Here is a 23,182-nt window from a genome sequence, read left to right as displayed (position 1 = left end):
AAAGTCTGACCATTATAACCAGCCATTATGGCGCGCAATTTGGATTGCTTCAATCCGATTGCTGGCGGCTAATTTGCTGAGAATCGTCGACATATAATTACGGACGGTCCCATCTGATAAGAAGAGTTGGCGCGCGACTTCTTTATTGCTCAAACCGTTGGCCACCGCCTGCAAAACATCGGTTTCCCGTTGTGAAAGTGGATTTTGCGGTTGATTGGTTAAGCCGACCACTAATTCTGGTGCGTAGACTGTTTTGCCCACCATCACCGAGTGAATCGCGACGATTAAATCATCACTAGGACCGTCTTTTAAGAGATAAGTGGCAACTTCAGCGCTAATCGCCTGTTTAAAATAACTGGTCTGGGCAAAGGTCGTCAAAATGATGACCTTAACCTGTGGCTGTTGTTCATGTAATTGTCGAGCGATTTCAAGTCCCGTTAACCCCGGCATCTCGATATCCAGTAAAGCGACATCCGGTTGTAAGGTTGCAATCTGTTCCAAGGCGATTTGGCCATTAGTGGCGGTTCCAATCATTGTTAGGTCATCTTCTAGCTCTAAAATACCAGCTAGTGCGGTATTTAAAAGTTGTTGATCTTCTGCTAAATAAAGTTTAATCATTTTTTGCCTCCGTAACGATTGGCATTGTCAGCGTTAACGTGGTTCCGTGGCGACCATCAACGGTCAGTTCACCCTGAATCACTTCCAAGCGTTCACGCATCCCTGCCATTCCATGACTTTTAAACTGGTCAGCCTTTTTCAAGCCTCGGCCGTTATCTTGAATCGTCATCTGAAAAGTCGTTGCCGATTGCGCAAACGTCACGTAACACTCCGTGGCGTGACTGTAACGAATAATATTAGTCACTGCTTCGTGCAAACATTGTGCTAATACTTGTTGGTTTGATTGTGGTAAACCTTCAATTTGATTTTCATCCTTGGTTAATAAGATGATGCCCGCTACGCTGAGATTACGTTCTTGATTAATCAATTCTTCGGCAATTGTCGTTTGCCGTAAGCCGGCCACAATGTCACGCACCATTTTTAAATTCTGGCGGTACGCTTGTTCAATCGCCAATAGTTGTTCAGGCACCGCATCCGGTTTTTTAGCCAATAATTTACGCGCATATCCCGCTTTTAAAGTAATCATCGAAAACGATTGTCCTAAGTTATCATGCAAATCACGAGCAATTCGCTGGCGCTCATTTTATTTAATGATTTCCGTCAATCGTTGATTGGTCTGCATTAACTGCCGATTTTTGCGATTATAACGTTGAATTGAACCGGCTGCAAATGGGGATAAAATGCAGAATAACCCATAGACGGCTAAGCCAACCCAATCATCACGCCCCATCTGACCACCATAATAATAGTAAAGAAAAAGCGTGGGTACCAAGATTGACAGCATATAGGCCCCGTAATAACCCCAGAAACTACGTCGGCGCATCGGAATCGAGCCAAACACCCAGGCCGTATAAATACTGAGATAGAGCGCTTGAACAATCACCGCAAGAATCGCACTCACCACCATTTGGAGCAACAACCAGAACGGTCGATAGGTAGTGGCGACATAACTATTGCGGTACGCGATCACAAAAATAAGCACCAACCCTATAATGACCTGTTGCCGCAATGTTTTAAACGGAAACGAATAGGCGATTGGGAAAAGTAAAAAGAGTAACCAAACATACGGGAAAAGACCGTATTGTTGGGGCATTGCAATGTAACGTTTAAAAAAAGACATTAATGACGTGCTCCCTTTTGATGATGATTTAAGTATACGACAAGCCCAACTAATATCACAGTCCAACCAAGCGTTACGCCATAATCTGCGAAGTGAACCGTCTTTTTTAAGACGATTGATTGCGCGATTTGATTAATTGGATAAACCGGTAAGTGCTGACCGATGACTTGTACCTGTTTAGGCATCAGCGCTAACGGCCACCAAAGACCACTTAAAATTGCCAGTGGAAATGCGAGTAAATTCGCTGCCAACTGAATTTGATTATCATCATTTAAAAACGAAATGCTAATGCCCAGCAAACAAAGTGGTAAACTTGCTAGCCACAACCATCCCGCTGTTAATAGCCATGTTGTCCATGCCAATTGGAGCTGATTGCTAAGTGCTGCGACCACAAAAATAACGATAATAGTTAAGCCGTTGATAACGCCTAGATTAAGCAACTTTGCCGTGTAATAGGTCGATTTGCTAGTTGGTGACAGATCAATCAACGCTAACAAGCCTTCCCTCATATCATTATAAAGCAGCGTCGATAACGTAAAAACATTGCTGAGAATTAAACTATACGTCGTCATGCTAACCATGTACTGTAGATTGAAACTTGCACTCACTAGACCTTGATTCATCACTTTTGTAAACAAGAGATAAAAACCAATTGGTATTAATAAAGAGAAAAAGGCAAATCTGGGATTTCTTAAATAGGCCCGCTTAAAATCCATTTTTGTTTGTGTCATCACTGTCTTCATCTATTATTCCCCCATTATTTCGCGATAGATATCGGCTAATGAACTCGCTTGAATTCGAATATCGTGGACCTTTGTGAGCAATAACGGTGCCAACTGTGCTAATACCTGATCACTATCACTAACTTGTAATGTCACTTTTGCGCCATCTTGACTGGCACTGGTAACCGCTGACCACTGTGTAAAACTATCCAGAGGTTCGGTCGTCGTAAAACTAACTTGCGCATCCTTGAATTGGCGTTGTAACGTGGCAAAGTCCCCATCATATTGAAATTGGCCCGCCTTAAGAATTAAAATCCGGGTCGCAATGTGCTCAATTTCCTCTAAATAATGGGACGTTAAAATAGTCGTCTTCCCTTGTTTTTTCAAACAATCAATCTGATACCAAAATTTCTGCCGACTACCAACATCCATGCCAACCGTCGGCTCATCTAAAAAGAGAAGTTGTGGATTGCCCGCCATAGCGAGGGCAAACGATAAACGTCGTAATTGACCACCTGACAACTGGGACACTAATTTTTGGGCGTGTTCCGTTAAGTCCGCAAGTGTTAACAACGTTTCAATCGGTAGCGGTGTTTGATAATAACTGCGCACTAATGCCAGTTCTTCGATCACTTTTAAACGTGCTAGCGGCACATCCCCTTGGGTCATGGCGCCGACTTGATTAAAGTGGTGTTTTTCATTTGGTTGTTCGCCCAAAATACGGATCTGACCTTGCGTCGGTGTTAATCGCCCCAACATTAGGTTAATTAACGTTGATTTGCCGGCCCCATTAGCACCGACCAAGCCGATAATTTCACCCGGTTGAACAGTTAAATCAAGTCCTGCTAAAACAACTTGGGAATCGAATTGCATTTTTAATTGTTGAATATCAATCATCTTAGTCACCTCGTTTGAATAAACTCAGTATAGCGAAGTCTCTCCCGCACGCTTAGACCCATTTGTCATGATTTTGATATGACAAATGTCACATCTTCGCAGCACCGTGTTAAAATGAATTTGTTTGGAGGTTTTAAGATGACAACCATACAACCAGCACCAATGGCTTTTTTCACCAATCGGCCCACAACTGAGATTGCTCGTGATTTACTGGGGACTCACCTGTTATACACGAGCCACCAAGGGACCCTCGGTGGCTTAATCGTTGAAACCGAAGCCTACATGGGTGCTCAAGATACTGCCGCACACGCTTATAACGGGCGACGCACGCCGTTTAGTGAACCCCTTTATCACGAACCGGGCACAATTTATATCTACCAATTACGCAGTTTCTTCCTATTTGATATCGTGACGCAAGCTGTGGATCAGCCCCAGGGCGTGTTGATCCGAGCTATTGAACCTACACATGGTTTGGCACAGATGCAGCGCAATCGACCGAACAAGCCTAGTGTTAACCTCACTAACGGCCCCGGCAAATTAATGGGCGCCTTAGGGATTCATGATAAACAACTAACTTTTAAAAATGTGGCTACCGCACCATTAACAATTGATCTCGCAAATCGGCGCCAACCACGTCACATTACAACGGCGCCACGCATCGGGGTTAACGCTAAAGCGGCCAGTGGCCAACTCCCTTACCGTTATTTTATTACCGGTAATCCCTATGTCAGCGGCACTTTGAAAAAAGATTGGGACCGTGAACAACACGGATGGCTTTAGGGTCCGGTTATTCAACCTTTTTACTTGATAGCCTTAATTTAATATTGTAAACGATTCTAAAAACGTTATAATTATTTGTGAATTAAATATTTAAATAAGAGGGTATTCTCATGAAAATTAAAGCAGCCGTTGTTGAACAACAAGGTGCACCATTTGTCATTAAAGATAATATCGAATTGGCCCCACTTCATCCAGACGATGTGCAAGTCCACATGGTCGCTAGCGGGATTTGTCATTCTGATGAAGCGCTGCGTAAAGGCGACGCAATTATTGGCTATCCAATCATACTTGGTCATGAAGGTTCCGGGATTGTTGAAAAAGTTGGCTCAAACGTCCAAAGTTTAAAAGTTGGCGATCATGTTGTCCTGTCATTTTATGCTTGTGGCATTTGTGAAAACTGTCTTAAAGGGATGCCAACCCAATGCTTAAACTATGCTGAAAATAACCTTTCTGGCGTACGTCCAGATGGTAGTTCACACTTTACTGAAAACGAACACCATGTTGCTGATATGTTTGATCAATCATCATTCACCACAACGACTGTCGTTCGTGAACGAAATGCCGTTAAAGTGCCTGATGATTTAGATTTACGTGAACTCGGACCGCTTGGTTGTGGCTACGTCACTGGTAGTGGTACTGTTTTAAATACTTTAAAACCAAAACTTGGTGATACAATCGCCGTCTTCGGCACAGGGGCCGTTGGTTTAGCCGCAATGATGGCTGGTAAAATTTCAGGCTGTACCAAAGTCATCGCAGTTGACATTATCGACGAACGCTTAGCACTCGCTAAAGAACTTGGCGCCACTGATACGATTAATAGTCGTCAAACAGACGATGTGGTGGCCGCTATTCAAGCACTCACTAACGGCCGTGGTGTGAACTTCTGTGTCGATACCACTGGGATTACACCAGTCATGGAAGACTCAATCAAAGCACTTTGCCAAGGTGGTGTTTCAGCAACGATCGCTGTTACCCCTAACCATATCGATCTCGATACTTGGAACGACTTGTGTGTTAACGATAAATCAGTTGTCGGAGTTAATATGGGCGATTCAATCCCCCAAATCGATATTCCACGTTTAATCGAATTCTACCGTCAAGGGATGTTCCCATTTGATAAAACTGAAAAATTCTATCGCTTCGAAGATATCAATCTTGCAAATGAAGCATCAATTAAGGGCGAAACAATCAAACCCGTCTTAATTATCGACCCAGATTACCAACTCTAATCCAAAATAAAAGCGAGATGCTTAGGCATCTCGCTTTTTTGAATTTTTATCTGCTTTCCGATGTGATCTTCGCCGGATTGCCTGCCGAAAATCTGATGATCGATAAGCCAACATCCCAGTATAAGCTAAACTACTACTTCCCGACAAGGCCCATAGAATCCACCAGTCAAAGGCGTAAATTCTTCTAAATGGTAATAATTCTTCTAGCGCACTGTGCAAAACTTCTTGGGAGAGCTCTGCTGTATCCATTTGGTGGTGCGCTAAAAAAATACTTAACAAAATTTGAATTCCCAAGATTAATCCCCAGCCTAATAGAAACGGCCAACCACCTCTAATGCTAACTTTCGTTTGGCCTTGAACATTTTCTAAAGACAGTTGCGCAAACCGACCTTGAAAAGTGCCAATCGCAATTCCCAATAAGATAATAACGGCAGCCAACAACAGATTCGTAGCGTTCAGCTTAAAAGTCGTGACAAACATCAATAACGCGTAGAGTGGTAGTAAAAGATAGCGGAAACGTCTTGGCCGTTCTGCTTTAAACTGGCTATAGCAAAAATAAAAAACAATTAAAATTCCAATCAATGACATTTTGTAACCTCTTCTAACAGAATAGGCTTCATTATAGATATCTTCGATTTAGAATACAATCTTTTTTAATCAGGAAGCATCCCTAATCTTGTGGCCCAAACCGCTTTGCTAACATGCGAACTAACGCATTATCTGGAATCTGATGATAGATTTCAACAAAGTCGCCCGACCGGTGTTTTTTATTTAAAATCGTTTGAATAATTTTTTTGCCAACCACTTCGGCAGAATGCACGAAAGGTCCCGTGACGTTATTGTTTAAGTCCGTCGACATAATACCTGGATGAACGGCGTAAATTAATATGTTTTGCGCTTGTTGTTCAAACGAAATCCCCAGCGAAGTCGTCATCACATTTTGAGCGCCCTTACTTGTTTTATAGGCGAGTGGGTTCCAAAGATGATTGGCGTTAGTTGGCACTGTAATGTTGACGATTGTGCCTTGATTTTGATGCAGCAATCCCGTTAATTGGTTAATCAGTAGATAGGTGCCAAAGAAGTTGACTTGCATCGTGGCTTTTAGATCCTCAAGCGGCGTTTCATAACCCACGTATTCCTTGCCGGGAATACCCGCATTGTTAATTAGTAATGATAGTTGTGTATGGTTTTGCTCAATTTCAACGGCAGCTGCTTTAATACTAACCTCGTCCATTAAATCGAGTTGCACAAGGCTCAGATTAGTTAGTCCTAATGATGTTAACTGACTAATTGCCTGGTTGCCACGCTCTAAATTGCGGACGCCTAAAATCACTTGCCAACCGTTTTGGCTTAAATTCTTGACCAATTCAAATCCTAATCCTTTATCTGAACCTGTTACTAATGCAGTTTTCATAATTGACTATCTCCTTTGATTTCTTTACAGTATAAACAATAGACCATACTCTAGTGCAAGAAAGAATTGAAAAAATATTATGACATACTCAATTAAACAAGTTTCTCAAATAACCGGCCTCTCAATCTATACGATTCGCTATTATGATAAACAAGGTCTATTACCTTTTGTCAAAAGAGATAGTAGCGGCTACCGAGCCTTTACCGATGCCGACATGTCTCTCATTCATACAATCTGTTGCTTAAAAAATACGCAGATGAAAATTGCTGACATCAAGCAATATATTGACTACTGCATGATTGGACCAGAATCAATTGAAGCCCGCAAGACACTTCTGCTGAATCATAGAGCCGCGGTCGTTAAAAAGCAACAAGCATTACTTGAAGGCTTGGACGAAATTGACCTTAAACTATCAGTTTACACAGATTCTAATGCTAAAGAAATTATCGGTACCATGTTTACCTATCTTAAAGAACAGTAAAAAAGCCGTGCATTAGCACGGCTTTTTTTGACTAATAATCTCTTTGATCAATCGATCGTAAGATAACTTCATTGATTCCCACGTTATCTGGTGTATCAATTGCATAAACCACGGCGTTAGCCACATCATTGGCACTTAAGCCAGTTTCTGATTCACTCTTGAGAACCGCTTCTCTTAATTTCGGATCACTAATTTTAGCGGCCAATTCAGTTTGCGCATGCCCTGGTGAAATCAGCGTTGATTTGATACCTTTACCAACTTCTTCAACTCGTAAGCCTTCCATAACAGCCCGCATCGCATATTTAGTGGCTGAATAAACAGACGAACCTTCACCTGTAAAATGGCCCGCAACCGAATCAGTTGTGATAATATGGCCACTCTTTTGTTGTTCCATGATTGGTAGTGCGTATTTAATACCGTATAAGGCACCCTTCAGATTAATATCAATCATTGCTTCCCACTCATCGACTTTACCGTCACGCAACATTGAAACAGGCATTAACCCGGCATTGTTAAACAACACATCGATGCGCCCAAATTTAGTGATTGTAAAATCAATCAAGGCTTTTACATCCGCTAACTGCGTCACATCTGTTTTTTGATAGATAATCTCCGTATCATATTTAGCAGTCAACGATGCAGCCAATGGTGCTAACATACTTTCACGACGGGCCGCTAAGACCAACTTGGCCCCCTTAGCTGCTAATAACGTAGCTGTTTCTTTACCAATCCCACTTGATGCGCCGGTAATCACGACGACTTTATTTTGAATTGTCATTTTTATCCCTCACTTTTAGTTGATAAGGTTAGTATAGGCGGCTTATCAGAATAAACAATTACGCACTTTCGACTAACTAAGGCACTTTAAAGTAAGTTTTGTAACATAGCTGGTACTTTTTTAACTTAATGTATTATTTAATTTTTGAATAATACATTTTTTGAATGTTTCCTATTCAAATTTGCAATTGTACTTCCAAAATTTTGCACCGTATACTTCAAGGTGCTTAGGAACTTAACACACAACTTGGAGGTAAGACAAATGACAGTCAAAATTACTGAAGAAATGATTTTTAGCCCCTCTTTTAACTATCTCGATAATGGTATCGAACACGGTGTCCTTAGCCCGTTTGAAACAAAAGAGGTGATTCTTAAAAAAGGACAACAAATTGCTGAAGGCTTCAAACCCCTTTCATGCGATATTAAAATGTTAAAAGACACGCCTGTTACATTGCGCGATGGCGTTACTATCTACGCTGATATTTATCTGCCCGTTACTGAAGAAAAAGTACCTACACTAATTGCCTGGAGTCCTTATGGTAAAAGTGCTGGTACTGCACCCCGTTACAAGAACTTGTTCAATATGTTAGGAATGGGCAATACTTGGAATTCAGGCCTCACTAAGTTTGAAGCGCCTGATCCTGCTTATTGGGTACAACATGGTTATGCCGTCTGTAATCCTGATATGCGAGGGATTGCCCACAGCGAAGGCAATACAACAATGCTTGGCTCACAAGAAGCCCAAGATGGTTACGATTTAATCGAATGGTTAGCGGCTCAATCATGGTCAAATGGCAAAACCGCGCTAACCGGGACGTCATACCTTGCTTTTTCACAATGGTACATTGCTGCTGAAATGCCACCACATCTAACTTGCATTAATCCCACTGAAGGCTTGTCTGATGGTTATCGTGATTTAGCCTTCATTGGTGGTATTCCTGACACCAACTTTATTGAACGACTCGCTGTGAATCACGTCAGTGCCAAGCACGCACAACGAGAAGATCTCGCTAAAGAAATGCAATCGGCGCCTTTAGCTGACGCACCAATTTGGCAAGATAAAGTGGCAGATCCAAGTCAAATTACCATCCCCCGCTTTTGTCATCGCTAGTTATTCAAACACACTTCACACGATGGGCACGTTCCGTTCATGGCGAACATTGGGCTCAAAAGAAAAATGGTTACGAATCCATGATCGCCAGGAATGGCCCTATTATTACGATCAAGAAAACACAGAAGAATTACGGCGCTTCTTTGACTTTTATTTACTGGGAAAAGACAATGATTGGTTAACAACTCCCAAAGTACGCTATAGCATTATTGATTTTAAAGGGACAAACCAAACTGACATTCCAGCAACAGCTTTCCCGCCTACCGAAAGCGTTACTACTAAATACTATCTAAACGGTCAATCTAGAACTTTACAACTAACACCCGAACAAAATGATTTACCAGTTAGTTATTTAGCTGGCGGCCTCCCTGGCAGAACATCATTCCAAATGACCTTCGATCAAGACACACAATTTGTTGGTTATCCTAAAGCAAAACTCTTCATGAGTGTTACGGATTACAATGATCTGGACGTCTTCGTTTGGATTCAAAAACTAGACCGTCGTGGCAACGTACTCAGTGAATTCGTCGTGCCTAATCATGGCGCGGCTTTGCAGGATTTCACACAAGAAGGCGCTTCGGCTTTACGGTATAAAGGTGCCTGGGGCCGATTACGAGCTTCCATGCGAAACCTTGATACTAAACTAACAACTCCTGAAATTCCCGCTTATACTTTTGACCAAGTCAATAAACTCACCGAAAACGAAATCGTTGCGTTAGATATCGTACTGAGTCCACTTGGTCTTGCCTACAAAGCTGGCGAGACTTTGAGAGTTGTTATCAGTTCAAAAGACGAATTAGGATCCGTTATGCCGGGTACACCTGGCTGTACGCCAGATAATCATGGTACACATACCGTCCATACCGGCGGTCAATATGCTTCCTATATCCAACTTCCCCTTCTTAACAAATAATAAAACTTGTTGATCCAATATGTTTGTAGTAACTTTATTACAGTTACTACAAACATATTTTTTTGAATCGAGGCCCCCATTGAAGATCTCTACATTACAATACTTTGTTGAAGTTGCCACCGAAAAAAGTTTTACGCGGGCGGCTAATAATTTATATATTTCCCAACCCACACTCAGCCGGCATATTCAAGAATTAGAGGCTGAGTTAGGTGTCACGCTCCTGATTCGACATAAGTATAGTGTTCAACTCTCCGATGCTGGTGAAAAATTTTTCACCGAAACAATCGACGTTCTCGAGAAATTGGATCATTTAACCCACCTTTTTGATGACCAAAAAGATGTCTCACAATCTTCGGTGGTTATTAGAATTGGCGTTTTACCCAATTTTAATCTGTCGCCTTTAGAGGAACGCTTAGCGACATTTAAAGCGACTCACCCAAATGTTAAAATTTTGCTAACTGATGATACCCCTATGAATTTAGCCGATGGCCTAAATAACGGCCGTTATGACTTAGTTTTTTGCTTAGCATCTTACTTCGCAGGAAATCAAAACATTGAAAAGCACTTTTTTATGGCCAATCATCTACAAATTGCGCTCCCCCAAAAACATCATCTGGCACAACAACCCTCGTTAAAATTCTCAGAACTTGAATCGGAAACGTTTATATTATTGGAACGCAAACAATCCCCAATTATCGTCGACTATGTCGTTAATCAGGGACTTATAAACGGCTTTAACTTACGTGCGGATTATTACGTCAACAACCTTGACGAAGGTTTGACCGCTGTTTCTGCTGGCAAAGGTTTGGCCTTTTTATATTCCGGTATGAATAACGGTAATTTGGCACAGCAATATCATATAAAAATCATTGATTTAGAAGATGTTAACCAGGATCAAAATATTGTAACAGTCACGCGCAAAACCAATCGAAATGCACTATTGGCGCAACTGACCGCATCACTTAAACTCGATAATTCTGGTGAGTCTTAAAGCTCATATTTTTCATGATCTGTGTAAGTCAAATCGACTGCTACACCGCTTTGCTTTAGAAAATCAATTCGGGCTTCACCCCAGTTGGCCATCACGCCTAGAATGGGCACTAATGATTGCCCATATTCAGAAATGGCATACTCGACATGTGGCGGTACTTCATTAAAAATGGTCCGCGTAATAATCCCATCGCGCTCTAGTTCTCGTAGTTGATCCGTCAGCACTTTTGATGAAATTCCTTGAACCGCTCTTTTTAAGTCAGCCGGTCTCTGGGGACCATCCACTAAATGACATAAAATTAATGGTTTCCATTTTGTGCCCATCACCGCTAAGGTCATCAGTACGCCATTTGTATAATGATTTTGTGGTTCGTTCATTAAAGCCACCTCAATTTGATTATGATTGGTCTATCATACCTTAACCGCAGTCAAAAGAAAATCGAACACAAAAAAGAAGGTCGCTATGACCTTCTTTTTTTAGCGGTACCATTCTGGTTTGTCACCATCCGTATTGGGTTTATTTAAGCCCAATGAATCACCAACTGCTTCAGTTGGGTTTTGAATCAAACGGACAACTTCTGCAGCGACGCTTTTTCTGGAAACTTCGGTACCCTTGAAAGTATCCGTGCGGTGTGTGATTTCATAATCGATTTCGTCCTTATCAGATAACCAAGCTGGGCGAATAATTGTAAAGGCTAACCCTGACGTTTCAATTACTTTGGCGGCGGCTGCGTATGTTGGCAAATAACCATCATCTAACATTTGATGGTTCCACTGACCGTATGCCCCGGGAACTTCGTCATAGATGCCGAGTGTTGAGATCCAAATTAAGCGTTTAACCCCCGCTGCTTTCATAGCAGATACAACGGCTTTAGCCTGTGCTTCAATATTAGCGCCCGCTAAATTTGCGTAGACGACTGTGACACCCTTCATTGCTTGGACTAAATCAGCTTGCTGGCTAGCATCGCCTTCAACCAACTGTTCGCGTTGTTGATCTTGGATTGTTAGTCGGTTCGCTTTTCTTAGAAATAACAATAATTGCGCATCCGTTTTAGCTAGCAATTGTGCTCGTGTCAATTGTGCAATCTTGCCATGCGCCCCTAATATTAATACCTTTTCCATTTAAAACGCCTCCTAAATTTATCACTATCTAAAGTGTAGCGACTGCTAACCTTTTTTACAAATAAAAGCACTTACAAAAAGATAGTCATATTTATCTAACAATCGCAATTAAATATTCATACTTTGTTCATATTTAATTGTTATTCTATTTATATCAGATGAACGCCTCCCAAGAATCATCTGATTAACCCGAATCGACATACCTCCCTATGTCGGTTTTCTCCCAGAACCATCCTAATAATAAGCAATCAATTGAAATTCCTCCCAAGAACTTCAATTGCAAGGTCGCTATCTCCCAATAGCTGGCCAACCAAAGATGCGAGGTAAAGGGCCGCTACTCAGCGACTTTTTACCTCGCATTTTTGCTTTCGCATAAAAGCCGTCAATTCGTCTTAATTTCATCTGTGAATCTTCATATTTCGTTCACATTCAATTGGTATTCTTTATACATCAGATAAATTCCTCCCAAGAATCATCTGACGAACATGTATTTCATTAGACATTCCTCCCTAAAGTAATCGTCTAATTCGCTCCACCAATGAGTTATAGTTTAATCGGTAGAACTGATCATCACTTGAAATTCCTCCCAAGAAAAATCAAGTTAGAGACACTAAATGATGATCAATGCGGGTTCAATCCCCGCTAGCTCGATTTTCCTTCCAAGAAAATGCAAAAAGGGTGATCATTATGGTCACCCTTTTTTTGTGGCGTTATTCAGATAACTTATTATTTATCACGTTTGATTGGTAATAAGCTCTTAAATAGTGCCACCATTGCGATTAAGAAGGCCCCAACCGCTGCCCAGACACCAGTCTTATTGGCGTCTGTTTGTGGTAAATCGCCAGCTTTACTGTTAGCATTTTGACTACCAGTTGTGTCACTAACACCCACATTTAACATATGATGGTTATTTTGACCACTATTCGATCCGTTATTCGTCAAATTATTGACGTTGTTTGAATTCCCTAGTTGCCCATTACCACCATTATTCGTTTGGCCACCATTACCGGCATTATTGTTGCCCGGATTATGACTACCGTTTGAATTACCATTCGTGGTCACCATTATGCGCAATAATCGTGACGATCAATCTTTGACCGGCTTTTAATTGCCCTGTTTTAACGATGAAATTGCCGTTGATATCAACCATACCGTATTTAACGGAACCATCAGGCATTGTCACGCTTGCTTCAAACGTTGTACCTTCAGGGAATGGCTTATTGATAGTGACTTTACCAGTCACTTGCGTATCGCCAGCTTTAACTGGATCAACACTTGGTTTGGCCACGACGTAGTTTTCTAGTGGGTTCGTCTCACCTGGATTACCGGTTTCAACGGTCACATTGACTTTATCGCTACCCTTTTCGTGATCGCCGTTATGTGCGATTATTTCGACCGTTAATTTGTCACCTGCTTTAACTGCGTCGATTGGTAATGTGAAGTTGCCGTTTGAATCAACTGTTACTTTCACTTGTTTACCGCTTGGCAATGTCACAACAGCTTCAAAAGTTGTCCCGTCTGGAATTGGCGTTACTAATTCGACTTTACCTGTCACTTTTGTGTCGCCAGCTTTAACTGGATCAACACTTGGGGTTGCCACGTCATAGGTTTCTAATGGGTCAGTGATTGGGGCTGCTTTAACAATCATTTCAGCGTTTGCACTGTTTTTCGTGAAAGTGCCATTTTTAGCAACAATTTTAACCAAGACTTTTTGATCAGCCGTTAGCGCCGTTGTATTAATTGTAAATTTGCCATCCGGTGCCACTGCGCCAGAATCAAGTCTCACAGCGCGTGTCCGACCGTTTGGTAAAACAATTACTGCTTCAAAGGTTGTGCCTTCTGGCCAATCTGGATCCAGTTGAACTTGTCCACTAACTTGTGTTTCACCCGCAACACCTTGCTTAATCGTCGGCGTTGCCACGTTGTAATCAACTAATGGATCTGTTTCTTCTTTTTCAGAGACAGTGACCGAAGCAGATTGACTTTCTTTCATATTCGCACCATTTGTTGCGACTACTTTAGCGGTATAGGTTTGACCCGCCACTAATGCATCGGTCGTTAATTCGAACTGACCACTACTATTGATGGTTGTCTCTTTCGTCGTTCCATCTGGTAATGTAATCATTGCTTTAAAACTAGTCCCATTTGGAATTGGTTGGACTAATGTAACTTGCCCCTTGATTGCCTTATCGCCCTCAACTGCCAGTTGCATCATCGGTGTTGCCACGTCGTAATTTTCAATCGGATTAGTTGGTAAACCTGCATCAACCGTCAAACTGACTGTCTGACTGTCTTTCTTGAAGTTCCCGTTAATCGCAGTTACTTTAGCTGATAGTATTTCACCGGCTGTCAACGGTTTTGTACCAACTGTAAATTCACCAGATGGCAAGATTGTCGCTGTCGTCGTTGTGCCATCTTGTAATGTCACGCTCGCTTCAAATGTTGTGCCTGCTGGTGCTGGTTGTTTCAACGTCACAGAGCCACTGACATGTGTTTCGCCCGCTTTAGCCGGATTCAATACTGGCATATTGACATCGTAATCAGCGAGTGGATTTTGTTCAACTGCCGGACCAACGTTGACCGTTACTAGCGCACTATCTTTAGTATAAATACTATTCTTAGCGGTTACCTTAACCGTTAGTTAATCACCCTCAGTTAAGTTGCCGGTCACGATTGTAAAGTGCCCGTTTTCATCAACTGTGGCTGTTTTTTGCGTGCCGTCAGCTAAGGTAACTGTTGCTTCAAAACTTGTGCCTTCTGGAATCGGTTCTGCAAGCACAACTTGACCAGTGACACTCGTTTGATCAGCCGTTACCGGGTCAACTGTTGGTGTCCCAACTTCGTAATCCGCAATGGGATCCGTTGGTAATTTTTGACTCACTTTTTGGTAAACGACACTACTATCCTTGGTAAATGTACCGTTAGTTGCGACCACCTTTACAGCAACCGTCTCATCGGCAACTAAGGCCTCCGTTGGTACGGTAAATTGACCATCTGCACCAATTGCAACGGATTTAGTGGTCCCGTCTGCAAGTGTCACAATCGCTTCAAAAGTCGTCCCATTTGGAATCGGAATCCCTAGGTTAACCTGGCCTTTAACTGCCGTATCGCCTTCAGTTAATAGTGCTACGACTGGTGCATTAACCGTATAGTTTTCAAGCGGATTCGTTTCGACTGCTGCATCAACGGTTAATTGAACTGGATTACTGTCTTTTTGATAGCCGCTATTATAGGCAGTGATATGAATTTCTAATATATCATCAGCCTTTAATTCACCCGTTGTGACCGTAAAAGTACCGTCAGCTGCTACTTCAGCAGTTTTAAGTGTTCTGTCTGGCAACATAACCGTCGCTTCAAAAGTCGTGCCTGCTGGTGCTGGGTTCGTTGTCAGATCAACCTTCCCAGTAACTGTCGTATCACCTGCAGAAGCAGCGTCTACAACGGGTTGAGCAACCGTATAATTAGCTAATGGATTCGTATCCGTTGCTTGGGTAACCGTTACGTCGACTGAAGCACTATCCTTGGTATAACCACTATTTTTAGCAGTGATTTTAACCGCTAGAACATCATCAGCCGCTAATTGACCAGTTTCAATTGTAAATTGACCATCGGGACTAACATTGGCGCGTTTGGTGCTACCATCCGCCATTGTCACAACAGCTTCAAAAGTGGTCCCAGCTGGTATATCGGTTAGCGTTACTTTCCCTGTTAATTGTGTATCATCAGTCGTCATCGGATTAACATCCGGTGTGGCCACCGTATAATTTTCAAGTGGATTGGTTGGTACAGCTTCGCTAACCAATAATGAGGCTGGTGCACTTTCTTTTTGATAGATCCCATTTTGTGCGATTACTTTCACGGATAAACTTTCACCCGCAACTAACGCCCGCGTTGGAATTTCAAAATCACCGTTAGCCTGTACATCAGCCGCAACAGTTGCCCCATCAGGTAATTGCACTTCAGCTTTGAACGTTGTACCGTCTGGAATTGGGACCTGTAAGTTTACATGCCCGCTCACCTTAGTTTGCCCATCGGTTGCTGAATCCAAGGTTGGGGTTGTCACTTGATAATTAACTAATGGATCAGTTGGTAGCGCGTCGGCCACTGTTGAGTTGACCGCGGCCCCTTCTTTGGTAAATTGACCATTAATGTCTGTAATATGTATGGCTAATTGACTACCCGCAACTAGCGGATCCTCTGTATTAACTGTAAAATCGCCGTTTGCTTGCACATCTGCCTTAACTTGACGACCACCAGGAAGTGTCACCGTTGCCTCAAAAGTGGTATTATCTGGAATTGGCGTCTTCAAGTCAACGTGACCCTTAACGCTCGTATCACCAGCAAAAGATTTTTCAACTGTTGGTGTTGCCACATCATAGTTTTCGATTGGATTCTCGATTGGTGCATCAGCAACCGTCACCGTTACATTCGCACTTGGTTTTGTGAACTGACCGTTTGTTGCCACGACTTTTACTGCCACATCTCCGGCGACTAATGGATCAGTATCGATACTAAATTTACCGGTCGTTGTGTCTACATCAGCACTGACTTCAGTGCCGTTCGCTAAAGTTGCGACGGCTTTAAACGTCGTACCAGCTGGGATTGGTTGATTTAATGTCACTTGGCCATCTAATTTCGTATCCCCAGCTGTTGCGGGATCAACTGTCGGGGTTGCCACATCATAGTTTTCGATTGGATTTTCAGTTGATGAATCGGCGACTGTGACCGTCACGTTGGCACTTGGTTTCGTGAACTGACCGTTTGTTGCCACGACTTTTACTGTCACATCGCCGACAATTAATGGATCGGTGCCGATACTAAATTTACCGGTCGTCGTATCCACGTCAGCGCTGACTTCTGTCCCATTCGCTAAAGTTGCGACGGCCTTAAAGGTTGTGCCAGCTGGAATGGGTTGTGCCAATGTCACTTGGCCGTCTAATGACGTATCGCCTGCTGTCGCAGGATCAACTGTCGGGGTTGCCATATCATAGTTTTCGATTGGATTTTCAGTTGATGAATCGGCGACTGTGACCGTCACGTTGGCACTTGGTTTCGTGAACTGACCGTTTGTTGCCACGACTTTTACTGTCACATCGCCGACAATTAATGGATCGGTGCCGATACTAAATTTACCGGTCGTCGTGTCCACATCACCACTGACTTCCGTTCCGTCCGCCAAGATTGCAACAGCCTTAAAGGTGGTGCCAGCTGGAATTGGTTGTTTTAATGTGCCTTGGCCGTCTAATTTCGTATCGCCCGCTGTCGCAGGATCAACTGTCGGGGTTGCCACATCATAGTTTTCGATTGGATTTTCAGTTGAAACATCACTAACCGTTGATTCAACCGCTGTACTTTCTTTTGTATATTGGCCGTTAGTTGCCACCACTTTTGTCGATAAAATTTGACCAGCTGTTAAAGCCCCCGTATCCACGACAAACGTTCCGTCAGCCTGCACTGCCGCAGTCTTAGTTGTGCCATCATCCAGGGTTACAACTGCTTCAAAAGTGGTGCCAGCTGGAATCGGTTCTTTTAAAATCACATTACCAGCGACTGTTGTTTGCCCCGCCACTGGTCGGGTTACCGTTGGCGTTGCCACATCATAATTTTCAATCGGGTTAGTCGCAGTCGTTGGGAAATTCAATGTTACTGCTTCCCCTTCTTGCTCAATCGCGGTCAAAATGTCTGCTGAAATTAAGGCATTATTAATGGCTGCTGCTTTCACCGTAGCAGTTGGCACACCCGGATCACTAACCGTCGTATGCAAGGTCCCACTAGCTGAGCCTAATAAATTACCACTCAAAGCACTATCTAAAATTGTTGACGTACCACCGGCAATCGCATCGATCACTTCAAAAAGTTCGGCGCTCGCTTTTTGAAGCGCTTTCACTAAAGTCTCAATTAGGATATTGTCCGAATGAACGGCTGCAATCGCATCCCGGAGACTATGGAATAAGGCTGCGTAAGCTTGGTGGACATAACGCCCAAATCCTTGCGTAAAGTCGACCGAAATTGTTTTGCCATCCGGGGAGACATTAGCAGTTACCGTTTCTTGATAACTACCTAAACTTTGAACTTGCTTCAAATCATCAAAGGCTGCAACTACTGCTGGAATTTTTAAAGCCTTATCCAATGCAGTAATCGCTAAGCCTAACGCATCAAATAACGGCTTAACACCTGGGATATCCCCGGGTGTAATTGGTAAAAGATCAGCTTGAATATCAACTGTACTACCACCAACAACCTTCCCCTGAAGTGAAGCGGGTAAAGCATAAACTAACACCTTTTTATCCGCAACACCGACTGTGGCGACACCTTGTCCTGTGTAGTTTAACGATAAATCAAAGTTCCCCTCTGCATTAGGGGTCATTTGTGTCCCCGTTGTCGAGGTTAAACTCGCATTTTGTAAAATCGAGACATCAGCTAAGCCGGCCCGTGGATTCACCTGGCTCGCTTGCGCCCGATTTTGATTAATGACAAAGACACTTGCCACCCCAACACCACTATTTAGTAATAATAACGTACCACTACAGACATACAATGTCCGCCTGAGCATTTTCTTACGACTAACCTTTTTCATATGGCAACACTCCTTTCGTATAATCTCAAATTAACATTCACAAAACACAAAAGGCAATTATGTGCTTATGGTAATTATTAGTTATAAAAAAATAACACAAAAAAGCCCCCATGACTAAATTAGCCACAGGCGCTTATTTTAATGCTAATATACGACCTCCAATTTAATAATCCTATTTTTCTGCTTGTTAATTATTTTACTGCTTTTAAGAGTTGGCCAATCCGTGTTTTAAACGCGTTCAAAAAGCGAGGGGTATCGACTTGAACGCAGACAGCCGTTCTCGTTTTCGGATCGTCCAAGCGAGCATTGTCGCCGATTGTCCGACCGCGCGAAGGCCCTTCGACCTCTGTTTTCAGATTCAATGGGAAGGTTGTCACGAGACTGGGATCAATTGCTACCGCAACTGCTAATGGATCATGTAAGGCACAACCATGTAAATGAGGTGATGTTACTTCATACGCCTTAATATAATAATCAACCATATCAGCATAGGCTTTGGCCGCATCCGTTGCAAGTTCCCGCCATTCCTGGGTATCCGTCTTAGTGAAGAGTGTTCTGAGTGTCACATCTAAGCCGACCATCGTGACTGGTAACCCACTCTTGAAAAGTAAATCAGCTGCTTCTGGATCTTGACTAATATTAGCTTCCGCATATGGCGAAACATTCCCACAAACTGTGAGCGCGCCACCCATGATGACAATTTGTCCCACTTTTTGAAGCGTTGGTAAATCCTTTTGAATTGCTAATGCTAAATTCGTCATTGGTCCAGTCGCGACAATGCTGAGATCAGCCCCATACTGTTGACAAGCAGCTAGTATAAAATCAACGGCTGATTGACTAGCGGCATCCGCATGCGGTTGTGTTAAATGTATTTCGCCGACCCCATCTTGCCCGTGGATTTCCGCACTAATTGGTAACACACTAAAGTCGTTAGTCGTCGTAGAATGACCAGCCCCTAAATAAACAGGGATTTCTGGATGGCCCAATAAATGTAAGATTTGTTGACTATTGACGACACTTCTTTCCGTCAAAACATTGCCATATTCTGAGGTAATGCCAATTAATTCAACTTCTGGTGAACCCAATGCATAGGCAACCGCCAAAGCATCATCAATCCCAGTATCTAAATCTAAAATCATTTTGTGTGTCATTTTACAACTCCTCCTAAACTTTGTGAACGCTTTTTTGGTACTAACTTTAGTGTACCGCATTGCGCGAACAACGTAAATTCTAAACTGTAATCCAACCGATTATTCTTAAATTTGTTTAAATTTAACTAAATCACACTAAAATTCGGAGGTATTTTGATTCTTTTACCGTATTATTTGTTAAGCTGAACTTTACTATCAATTGGGAGGCAATTCATTGGCAACAATCACGTCTAAAATACGGATCGGACTAGTTTTCAGTGGCCTGTTAGTGCTACTGACCGGCTGTGGCCTACATCAAAGCAGTCAAGCACCCGCTCGCACCTGGGAAACTAACCAAGAAGAACAACAACGGCAAAGTCGCTTCATTAAAAAAATCGGTCAAAATGCTAAATTGGTCTATCAAAAAAAGCATCAGGTTTTACCTAGTATTATTATCGCGCAAGCCATTATCGAATCTGACTGGGGGCGCAGCGATTTAGCAACCAAGGCCAATAACCTCTTTGGTGTTAAGGGCCAATATGCGGGCCAGCAAATCCTAATGAACACCGATGAATACGAGAATAATCAACGGACAACCATTAAAGATTACTTCAAAGTTTACCCTTCTCTTGAAATCGCGATTCAAGATCACAGTGATTTTCTGAGTGTTGGCACTTACGCGACACTCACCAACCTCACTAATTATACGGAACAAGCCGACCTCTTACAAAAAGCTGGTTATGCCACTGATCCTAACTACGCAACTAAAATTAAAAAGGCAATCCAAGACTATGACTTGGCGGAATATGATGCTTAAATTAGAAAACGCCTGATATCGGTTAATTGATATCAGGCGTTTTCTAATAGAATTGACGAAGGCCACCTATTTCTAGGTGGCCTTCTAATTAATTTCGCATATTAAATTCTGACATAATGTCGGGGCGCCAGTCACTAATTGGCGCCGCTCGCTAGTACTAAATCGCTAACGGTTAAGGCATGTTCATATGCCGGTTTTATTTTTGGGTTAATGCAATTATGTCTCAATTCTTGTGTTTCTAAATATTTTCTCGTTTAAACAGCGTAAGCCGCCTCTTTACACTACTTGTAACTCCAGGGTTACTCCAGTTGATTAAAGTCTTCAAACAATACTTGATACTACAGTGATACGTGCTGATTAACTAATAAACAGTATATCATATTTGGCATGGGATTGCACCCTACATAATTAATCAGTATTTAGGGCTTACCATTTGACCATAGTTGACCTTTGCTGTAAAATTTGGTTTATAGATTATTGGGAGGATTAACCAATTACTTTGGTTAAACATACCTTCCCAGCTTTATATAAGGAGGCAATTCAATGTTAGTACCGACAGTTATCGAACAAACATCTCGTGGCGAACGCGCCTACGATATTTATTCTCGTCTATTAAAAGACCGGATCATCATGTTATCTGGTGAAGTAAACGACCAAATGGCTAACACAATCATTGCGCAATTACTATTCTTAGATGCGCAAGATTCAGATAAGGATATTTCAATCTACATCAACTCACCTGGTGGTTCTGTGACAGCCGGTTTGGCTATCATGGACACAATGAACTTCATCAAATCTGACGTTCAAACCATCGCTATGGGGATGGCTGCTTCAATGGCCAGCGTTTTACTTTCAGCTGGGACAAAAGGCAAACGTTTTGCATTGCCTAACTCAACAGTCTTGATTCACCAACCTTTAGGTGGTGCACAAGGCCAGCAAACTGAAATTGAAATCGCTGCTCGCGAAATCTTGAAGACCCGGAAACGCTTGAACCAAATCTTGGCAGACAATTCCGGCCAAACATTCGAAAAATTACAAGCAGACACTGATCGTGATAACTACATGACAGCCCAAGAAGCAAAAGATTACGGTTTGATTGACGACATTATGGTTAACCAACCAAAATAGCTGCTGACTCAAACGCTTTGACTTTGAGGATTAACAAAAATGGCAATTATGGTGTTTTTCAACCATGATTGCCATTTTTAGTTTAACCGGAAAAGGTAGTTTGAGGAAGCACGTTTTCATTCTGGACATTAATTCAAACAGGACACCTCAAGTTTAATCCTTGTGGTGTCCTTTTTTGCCGCGTATTTGCTATACTTAGTTTAATACAGAGGAGGTTTTATGATGGATATTAGTATTATTAAAAGTGATCAAGTGACAACTGAAGGTGGGATTGTCATTGGCCACCCTGAAGCACCCGTCACATTTGTTGAATTTTTGAATTTAGCTTGTCCCTATTGTCGCAAATGGTTCCTCAAATCCGAGGAACAGCTCACTAAGGCCGTTGAAGCCGGTCAAGTACGACGAATCATCAAACCTTATAACAAGGATAAAGATGATCTATTAATCGGTAACCTCGCCCATACTTACCTACCCTTCGATCAACCCGCTATTGCTTTAAACGCTATCCATTTTCTCTACACGCATCAAAAAACGTGGCGCCCTGATTTATCGGATTCTGAATTCGATAAATACATGCAGGCTAACCTTAAACTAAGTCCACTTGATAATACCGTACAGTTAGCGGCCATTGTTGACGAAGCTCAAGCTGCCAATATCAAATTCGTCCCAGCAATCATCGCTGGTGAACACATCTTTGATGAATCAATAACACCAGAAGAACTCGATATGATTTTACAAGCTCAATAAATAAAGTGCGCCCCTGATTTACTCAAGGACGCGCTTTTTAATATAAAAAGCGGTCAAGGTCCTTTACAACAAGGATTTTGACCGCTTAATTTTTGCACTCATCGTTATTTGCTTTAAGCAAATCGATCAGTATCAGCTTGAATAGCATTTAAATGTTTTTCGACTTCGTTCATGCTTTGACGTAAGTCATGATATTTGTCGCTTGTGAAATCTAGGTAGTTGACACAGTTACCAACACGTTCGTAAATTTCAAGTTTTTGCGATTCTGCTTGCTCTGTTAATGAAACATCAACGCGACGTTCATCGTCAGATGCGCGCTTACGATCAACCCAACCATCCGCTTCTAGGCGTTTCAATAATGGTGTTAATGTCCCACTATCTAATTCTAAATGGTGGCCTAATTCCTTAACTGACATTGTCCCATGTTCCCACAATGCTAACATTGCGATGAATTGTGGATAAGTTAAGCCATAAGGTTTTAAGACCTTTCCGTAAAAATGGTTGTAAGCTTTCTGTGCGCGATAAATCGAAAAGCATAATTGCTCATCTAATAATACTGGTTTAATCATATGTTTTCCTCCCCGGAAACCCGTTAGTTTATAGTGTACA

At 42.2% G+C, this 23,182-nt stretch carries 24 protein-coding genes and 1 tRNA gene; 10 read left to right on the top strand and 15 right to left on the bottom strand.

Annotated elements, in window-relative coordinates:
* Positions 1-12 precede the first annotated feature (12 nt).
* The 5 genes from NDN60_RS01865 to NDN60_RS01845 are packed head-to-tail and all read right to left on the bottom strand — an operon-like array spanning position 13 to position 3,357.
* The gene (locus NDN60_RS01865) at positions 13-618 is read right to left on the bottom strand and encodes a response regulator transcription factor (RefSeq protein WP_056948789.1); all 606 of its coding nucleotides are present in this window, start codon (positions 616-618) and stop codon (positions 13-15) included.
* Positions 611-1,186, bottom strand: coding sequence for a sensor histidine kinase (locus NDN60_RS01860; protein ID WP_257875867.1), 576 nt, complete (start codon positions 1,184-1,186; stop codon positions 611-613). Before NDN60_RS01860 ends, NDN60_RS01865 begins: the two co-directional genes overlap by 8 nt.
* Positions 1,187-1,201: 15 nt before the next feature.
* On the bottom strand, positions 1,202-1,738 hold the full coding sequence (locus NDN60_RS01855; RefSeq protein ID WP_016264768.1) for a hypothetical protein: 537 nt from the start codon (positions 1,736-1,738) through the stop codon (positions 1,202-1,204).
* Positions 1,738-2,481 carry an ABC transporter permease gene (locus NDN60_RS01850; protein WP_056948793.1) on the bottom strand — a complete coding sequence of 248 codons (744 nt, stop codon included), beginning with the start codon at positions 2,479-2,481 and terminating at the stop codon, positions 1,738-1,740. Before NDN60_RS01850 ends, NDN60_RS01855 begins: the two co-directional genes overlap by 1 nt.
* Positions 2,482-2,484: 3 nt before the next feature.
* Complete coding sequence (locus NDN60_RS01845; protein ID WP_056948795.1) at positions 2,485-3,357, bottom strand: ABC transporter ATP-binding protein; 873 nt, start codon at positions 3,355-3,357, stop codon at positions 2,485-2,487.
* Between the two features lie 138 nt (positions 3,358-3,495).
* On the opposite strand from NDN60_RS01845, the gene NDN60_RS01840 reads away from it, so the two are divergent.
* The gene (locus NDN60_RS01840) at positions 3,496-4,137 is read left to right on the top strand and encodes a DNA-3-methyladenine glycosylase (RefSeq protein ID WP_011374249.1); all 642 of its coding nucleotides are present in this window, start codon (positions 3,496-3,498) and stop codon (positions 4,135-4,137) included.
* A 110-nt stretch (positions 4,138-4,247) separates the two neighbouring features.
* Positions 4,248-5,366, top strand: coding sequence for an NAD(P)-dependent alcohol dehydrogenase (locus tag NDN60_RS01835; RefSeq protein ID WP_056948797.1), 1,119 nt, complete (start codon positions 4,248-4,250; stop codon positions 5,364-5,366).
* Positions 5,367-5,387: 21 nt separating this feature from the next.
* On the opposite strand, the gene NDN60_RS01830 is transcribed toward NDN60_RS01835, so the two are convergent.
* Positions 5,388-5,954: a hypothetical protein gene (locus tag NDN60_RS01830; RefSeq protein WP_016264763.1), complete on the bottom strand. Its 567-nt coding sequence runs from the start codon at positions 5,952-5,954 to the stop codon at positions 5,388-5,390.
* A gap of 82 nt (positions 5,955-6,036) precedes the next feature.
* Positions 6,037-6,780: an SDR family NAD(P)-dependent oxidoreductase gene (locus NDN60_RS01825; protein ID WP_016264762.1), complete on the bottom strand. Its 744-nt coding sequence runs from the start codon at positions 6,778-6,780 to the stop codon at positions 6,037-6,039.
* Positions 6,781-6,859: 79 nt separating this feature from the next.
* Here NDN60_RS01825 and NDN60_RS01820 point away from each other — a divergent pair, with 79 nt between their 5' ends.
* Positions 6,860-7,261, top strand: a complete 402-nt coding sequence (locus tag NDN60_RS01820) for a MerR family transcriptional regulator (RefSeq protein WP_035144627.1) — start codon at positions 6,860-6,862, stop codon at positions 7,259-7,261.
* A 31-nt stretch (positions 7,262-7,292) separates the two neighbouring features.
* Here the strand turns inward: NDN60_RS01820 and NDN60_RS01815 are convergent, their stop codons facing one another.
* A complete protein-coding gene (locus NDN60_RS01815; protein ID WP_016264760.1) occupies positions 7,293-8,039 on the bottom strand; it encodes an SDR family oxidoreductase in 747 nt (248 codons plus the stop codon).
* Positions 8,040-8,300: 261 nt separating this feature from the next.
* Between NDN60_RS01815 and NDN60_RS01810 the strand changes: the two genes are divergently transcribed.
* The 3 genes from NDN60_RS01810 to NDN60_RS01800 all read left to right on the top strand — a co-directional run bounded on the left by NDN60_RS01810 (position 8,301) and on the right by NDN60_RS01800 (position 11,053).
* A complete protein-coding gene (locus NDN60_RS01810; RefSeq protein ID WP_231953067.1) occupies positions 8,301-9,149 on the top strand; it encodes a CocE/NonD family hydrolase in 849 nt (282 codons plus the stop codon).
* 49 nt (positions 9,150-9,198) lie between these two features.
* Positions 9,199-10,062 carry a CocE/NonD family hydrolase C-terminal non-catalytic domain-containing protein gene (locus NDN60_RS01805; protein WP_231953066.1) on the top strand — a complete coding sequence of 288 codons (864 nt, stop codon included), beginning with the start codon at positions 9,199-9,201 and terminating at the stop codon, positions 10,060-10,062.
* Positions 10,063-10,141: 79 nt separating this feature from the next.
* On the top strand, positions 10,142-11,053 hold the full coding sequence (locus tag NDN60_RS01800) for a LysR family transcriptional regulator (RefSeq protein ID WP_016264758.1): 912 nt from the start codon (positions 10,142-10,144) through the stop codon (positions 11,051-11,053).
* On the opposite strand, the gene NDN60_RS01795 is transcribed toward NDN60_RS01800, so the two are convergent.
* Entirely contained in the window at positions 11,050-11,430 is a 381-nt protein-coding gene (locus NDN60_RS01795; protein ID WP_025016307.1) for a winged helix-turn-helix transcriptional regulator, read from the bottom strand. The genes NDN60_RS01800 and NDN60_RS01795 overlap by 4 nt on opposite strands.
* A gap of 99 nt (positions 11,431-11,529) precedes the next feature.
* Positions 11,530-12,174, bottom strand: a complete 645-nt coding sequence (locus NDN60_RS01790) for an NAD(P)H-binding protein (protein ID WP_016264756.1) — start codon at positions 12,172-12,174, stop codon at positions 11,530-11,532.
* Between the two features lie 539 nt (positions 12,175-12,713).
* On the opposite strand from NDN60_RS01790, the gene NDN60_RS01785 reads away from it, so the two are divergent.
* A tRNA-OTHER gene (locus NDN60_RS01785) sits at positions 12,714-12,825 on the top strand.
* A gap of 75 nt (positions 12,826-12,900) precedes the next feature.
* Here the strand turns inward: NDN60_RS01785 and NDN60_RS01780 are convergent.
* The 4 genes from NDN60_RS01780 to NDN60_RS01765 all read right to left on the bottom strand — a co-directional run bounded on the left by NDN60_RS01780 (position 12,901) and on the right by NDN60_RS01765 (position 19,902).
* Complete coding sequence (locus tag NDN60_RS01780) at positions 12,901-13,239, bottom strand: hypothetical protein (protein WP_056948799.1); 339 nt, start codon at positions 13,237-13,239, stop codon at positions 12,901-12,903.
* The gene (locus NDN60_RS01775) at positions 13,220-14,701 is read right to left on the bottom strand and encodes a hypothetical protein (RefSeq protein ID WP_056948801.1); all 1,482 of its coding nucleotides are present in this window, start codon (positions 14,699-14,701) and stop codon (positions 13,220-13,222) included. The genes NDN60_RS01780 and NDN60_RS01775 overlap by 20 nt, the downstream gene beginning before the upstream one ends.
* A gap of 114 nt (positions 14,702-14,815) precedes the next feature.
* Positions 14,816-18,751 (bottom strand): adhesive domain-containing protein, encoded by a 3,936-nt coding sequence (locus NDN60_RS01770; RefSeq protein ID WP_250790769.1) that lies wholly within the window; start codon positions 18,749-18,751, stop codon positions 14,816-14,818.
* Between the two features lie 191 nt (positions 18,752-18,942).
* A complete protein-coding gene (locus NDN60_RS01765) occupies positions 18,943-19,902 on the bottom strand; it encodes a nucleoside hydrolase (RefSeq protein ID WP_099947628.1) in 960 nt (319 codons plus the stop codon).
* Between the two features lie 214 nt (positions 19,903-20,116).
* Here NDN60_RS01765 and NDN60_RS01760 point away from each other — a divergent pair, with 214 nt between their 5' ends.
* The 3 genes from NDN60_RS01760 to NDN60_RS01750 all read left to right on the top strand — a co-directional run bounded on the left by NDN60_RS01760 (position 20,117) and on the right by NDN60_RS01750 (position 22,573).
* Positions 20,117-20,698 carry a glycoside hydrolase family 73 protein gene (locus NDN60_RS01760; RefSeq protein WP_016264752.1) on the top strand — a complete coding sequence of 194 codons (582 nt, stop codon included), beginning with the start codon at positions 20,117-20,119 and terminating at the stop codon, positions 20,696-20,698.
* 543 nt (positions 20,699-21,241) lie between these two features.
* Complete coding sequence (gene clpP, locus NDN60_RS01755; protein ID WP_004265909.1) at positions 21,242-21,826, top strand: ATP-dependent Clp endopeptidase proteolytic subunit ClpP; 585 nt, start codon at positions 21,242-21,244, stop codon at positions 21,824-21,826.
* 222 nt (positions 21,827-22,048) lie between these two features.
* Positions 22,049-22,573 (top strand): DsbA family protein, encoded by a 525-nt coding sequence (locus tag NDN60_RS01750; protein ID WP_099947627.1) that lies wholly within the window; start codon positions 22,049-22,051, stop codon positions 22,571-22,573.
* A gap of 113 nt (positions 22,574-22,686) precedes the next feature.
* Here NDN60_RS01750 and NDN60_RS01745 read toward each other — a convergent pair whose 3' ends face one another.
* Positions 22,687-23,142: a MarR family winged helix-turn-helix transcriptional regulator gene (locus NDN60_RS01745; protein ID WP_099947267.1), complete on the bottom strand. Its 456-nt coding sequence runs from the start codon at positions 23,140-23,142 to the stop codon at positions 22,687-22,689.
* Between the last annotated feature and the right edge of the window lie 40 nt (positions 23,143-23,182).

Origin of the sequence: Latilactobacillus sp. (genome assembly GCF_033176295.1) — a bacterium.
Lineage (GTDB): Bacteria > Bacillota > Bacilli > Lactobacillales > Lactobacillaceae > Latilactobacillus > Latilactobacillus sakei.
This window is presented reverse-complemented; position numbering and strand designations above follow the sequence as displayed.

What these genes read in the sequence shown, in the direction of transcription:
- NDN60_RS01865 (WP_056948789.1), bottom strand. Translation starts at nt 618, where the DNA reads ATGATTAAACTTTATTTAGCAGAAGATCAACAACTTTTAAATACCGCA.
- NDN60_RS01855 (WP_016264768.1), bottom strand. Translation starts at nt 1,738, where the DNA reads ATGTCTTTTTTTAAACGTTACATTGCAATGCCCCAACAATACGGTCTT.
- NDN60_RS01850 (WP_056948793.1), bottom strand. Translation starts at nt 2,481, where the DNA reads ATGAAGACAGTGATGACACAAACAAAAATGGATTTTAAGCGGGCCTAT.
- NDN60_RS01845 (WP_056948795.1), bottom strand. Translation starts at nt 3,357, where the DNA reads ATGATTGATATTCAACAATTAAAAATGCAATTCGATTCCCAAGTTGTT.
- NDN60_RS01840 (WP_011374249.1), top strand. Translation starts at nt 3,496, where the DNA reads ATGACAACCATACAACCAGCACCAATGGCTTTTTTCACCAATCGGCCC.
- NDN60_RS01835 (WP_056948797.1), top strand. Translation starts at nt 4,248, where the DNA reads ATGAAAATTAAAGCAGCCGTTGTTGAACAACAAGGTGCACCATTTGTC.
- NDN60_RS01830 (WP_016264763.1), bottom strand. Translation starts at nt 5,954, where the DNA reads ATGTCATTGATTGGAATTTTAATTGTTTTTTATTTTTGCTATAGCCAG.
- NDN60_RS01825 (WP_016264762.1), bottom strand. Translation starts at nt 6,780, where the DNA reads ATGAAAACTGCATTAGTAACAGGTTCAGATAAAGGATTAGGATTTGAA.
- NDN60_RS01820 (WP_035144627.1), top strand. Translation starts at nt 6,860, where the DNA reads ATGACATACTCAATTAAACAAGTTTCTCAAATAACCGGCCTCTCAATC.
- NDN60_RS01815 (WP_016264760.1), bottom strand. Translation starts at nt 8,039, where the DNA reads ATGACAATTCAAAATAAAGTCGTCGTGATTACCGGCGCATCAAGTGGG.
- NDN60_RS01810 (WP_231953067.1), top strand. Translation starts at nt 8,301, where the DNA reads ATGACAGTCAAAATTACTGAAGAAATGATTTTTAGCCCCTCTTTTAAC.
- NDN60_RS01795 (WP_025016307.1), bottom strand. Translation starts at nt 11,430, where the DNA reads ATGAACGAACCACAAAATCATTATACAAATGGCGTACTGATGACCTTA.
- NDN60_RS01790 (WP_016264756.1), bottom strand. Translation starts at nt 12,174, where the DNA reads ATGGAAAAGGTATTAATATTAGGGGCGCATGGCAAGATTGCACAATTG.
- NDN60_RS01780 (WP_056948799.1), bottom strand. Translation starts at nt 13,239, where the DNA reads ATGGTGACCACGAATGGTAATTCAAACGGTAGTCATAATCCGGGCAAC.
- NDN60_RS01775 (WP_056948801.1), bottom strand. Translation starts at nt 14,701, where the DNA reads ATGCCAGTATTGAATCCGGCTAAAGCGGGCGAAACACATGTCAGTGGC.
- NDN60_RS01770 (WP_250790769.1), bottom strand. Translation starts at nt 18,751, where the DNA reads ATGAAAAAGGTTAGTCGTAAGAAAATGCTCAGGCGGACATTGTATGTC.
- NDN60_RS01765 (WP_099947628.1), bottom strand. Translation starts at nt 19,902, where the DNA reads ATGACACACAAAATGATTTTAGATTTAGATACTGGGATTGATGATGCT.
- clpP (WP_004265909.1), top strand. Translation starts at nt 21,242, where the DNA reads ATGTTAGTACCGACAGTTATCGAACAAACATCTCGTGGCGAACGCGCC.
- NDN60_RS01750 (WP_099947627.1), top strand. Translation starts at nt 22,049, where the DNA reads ATGGATATTAGTATTATTAAAAGTGATCAAGTGACAACTGAAGGTGGG.
- NDN60_RS01745 (WP_099947267.1), bottom strand. Translation starts at nt 23,142, where the DNA reads ATGATTAAACCAGTATTATTAGATGAGCAATTATGCTTTTCGATTTAT.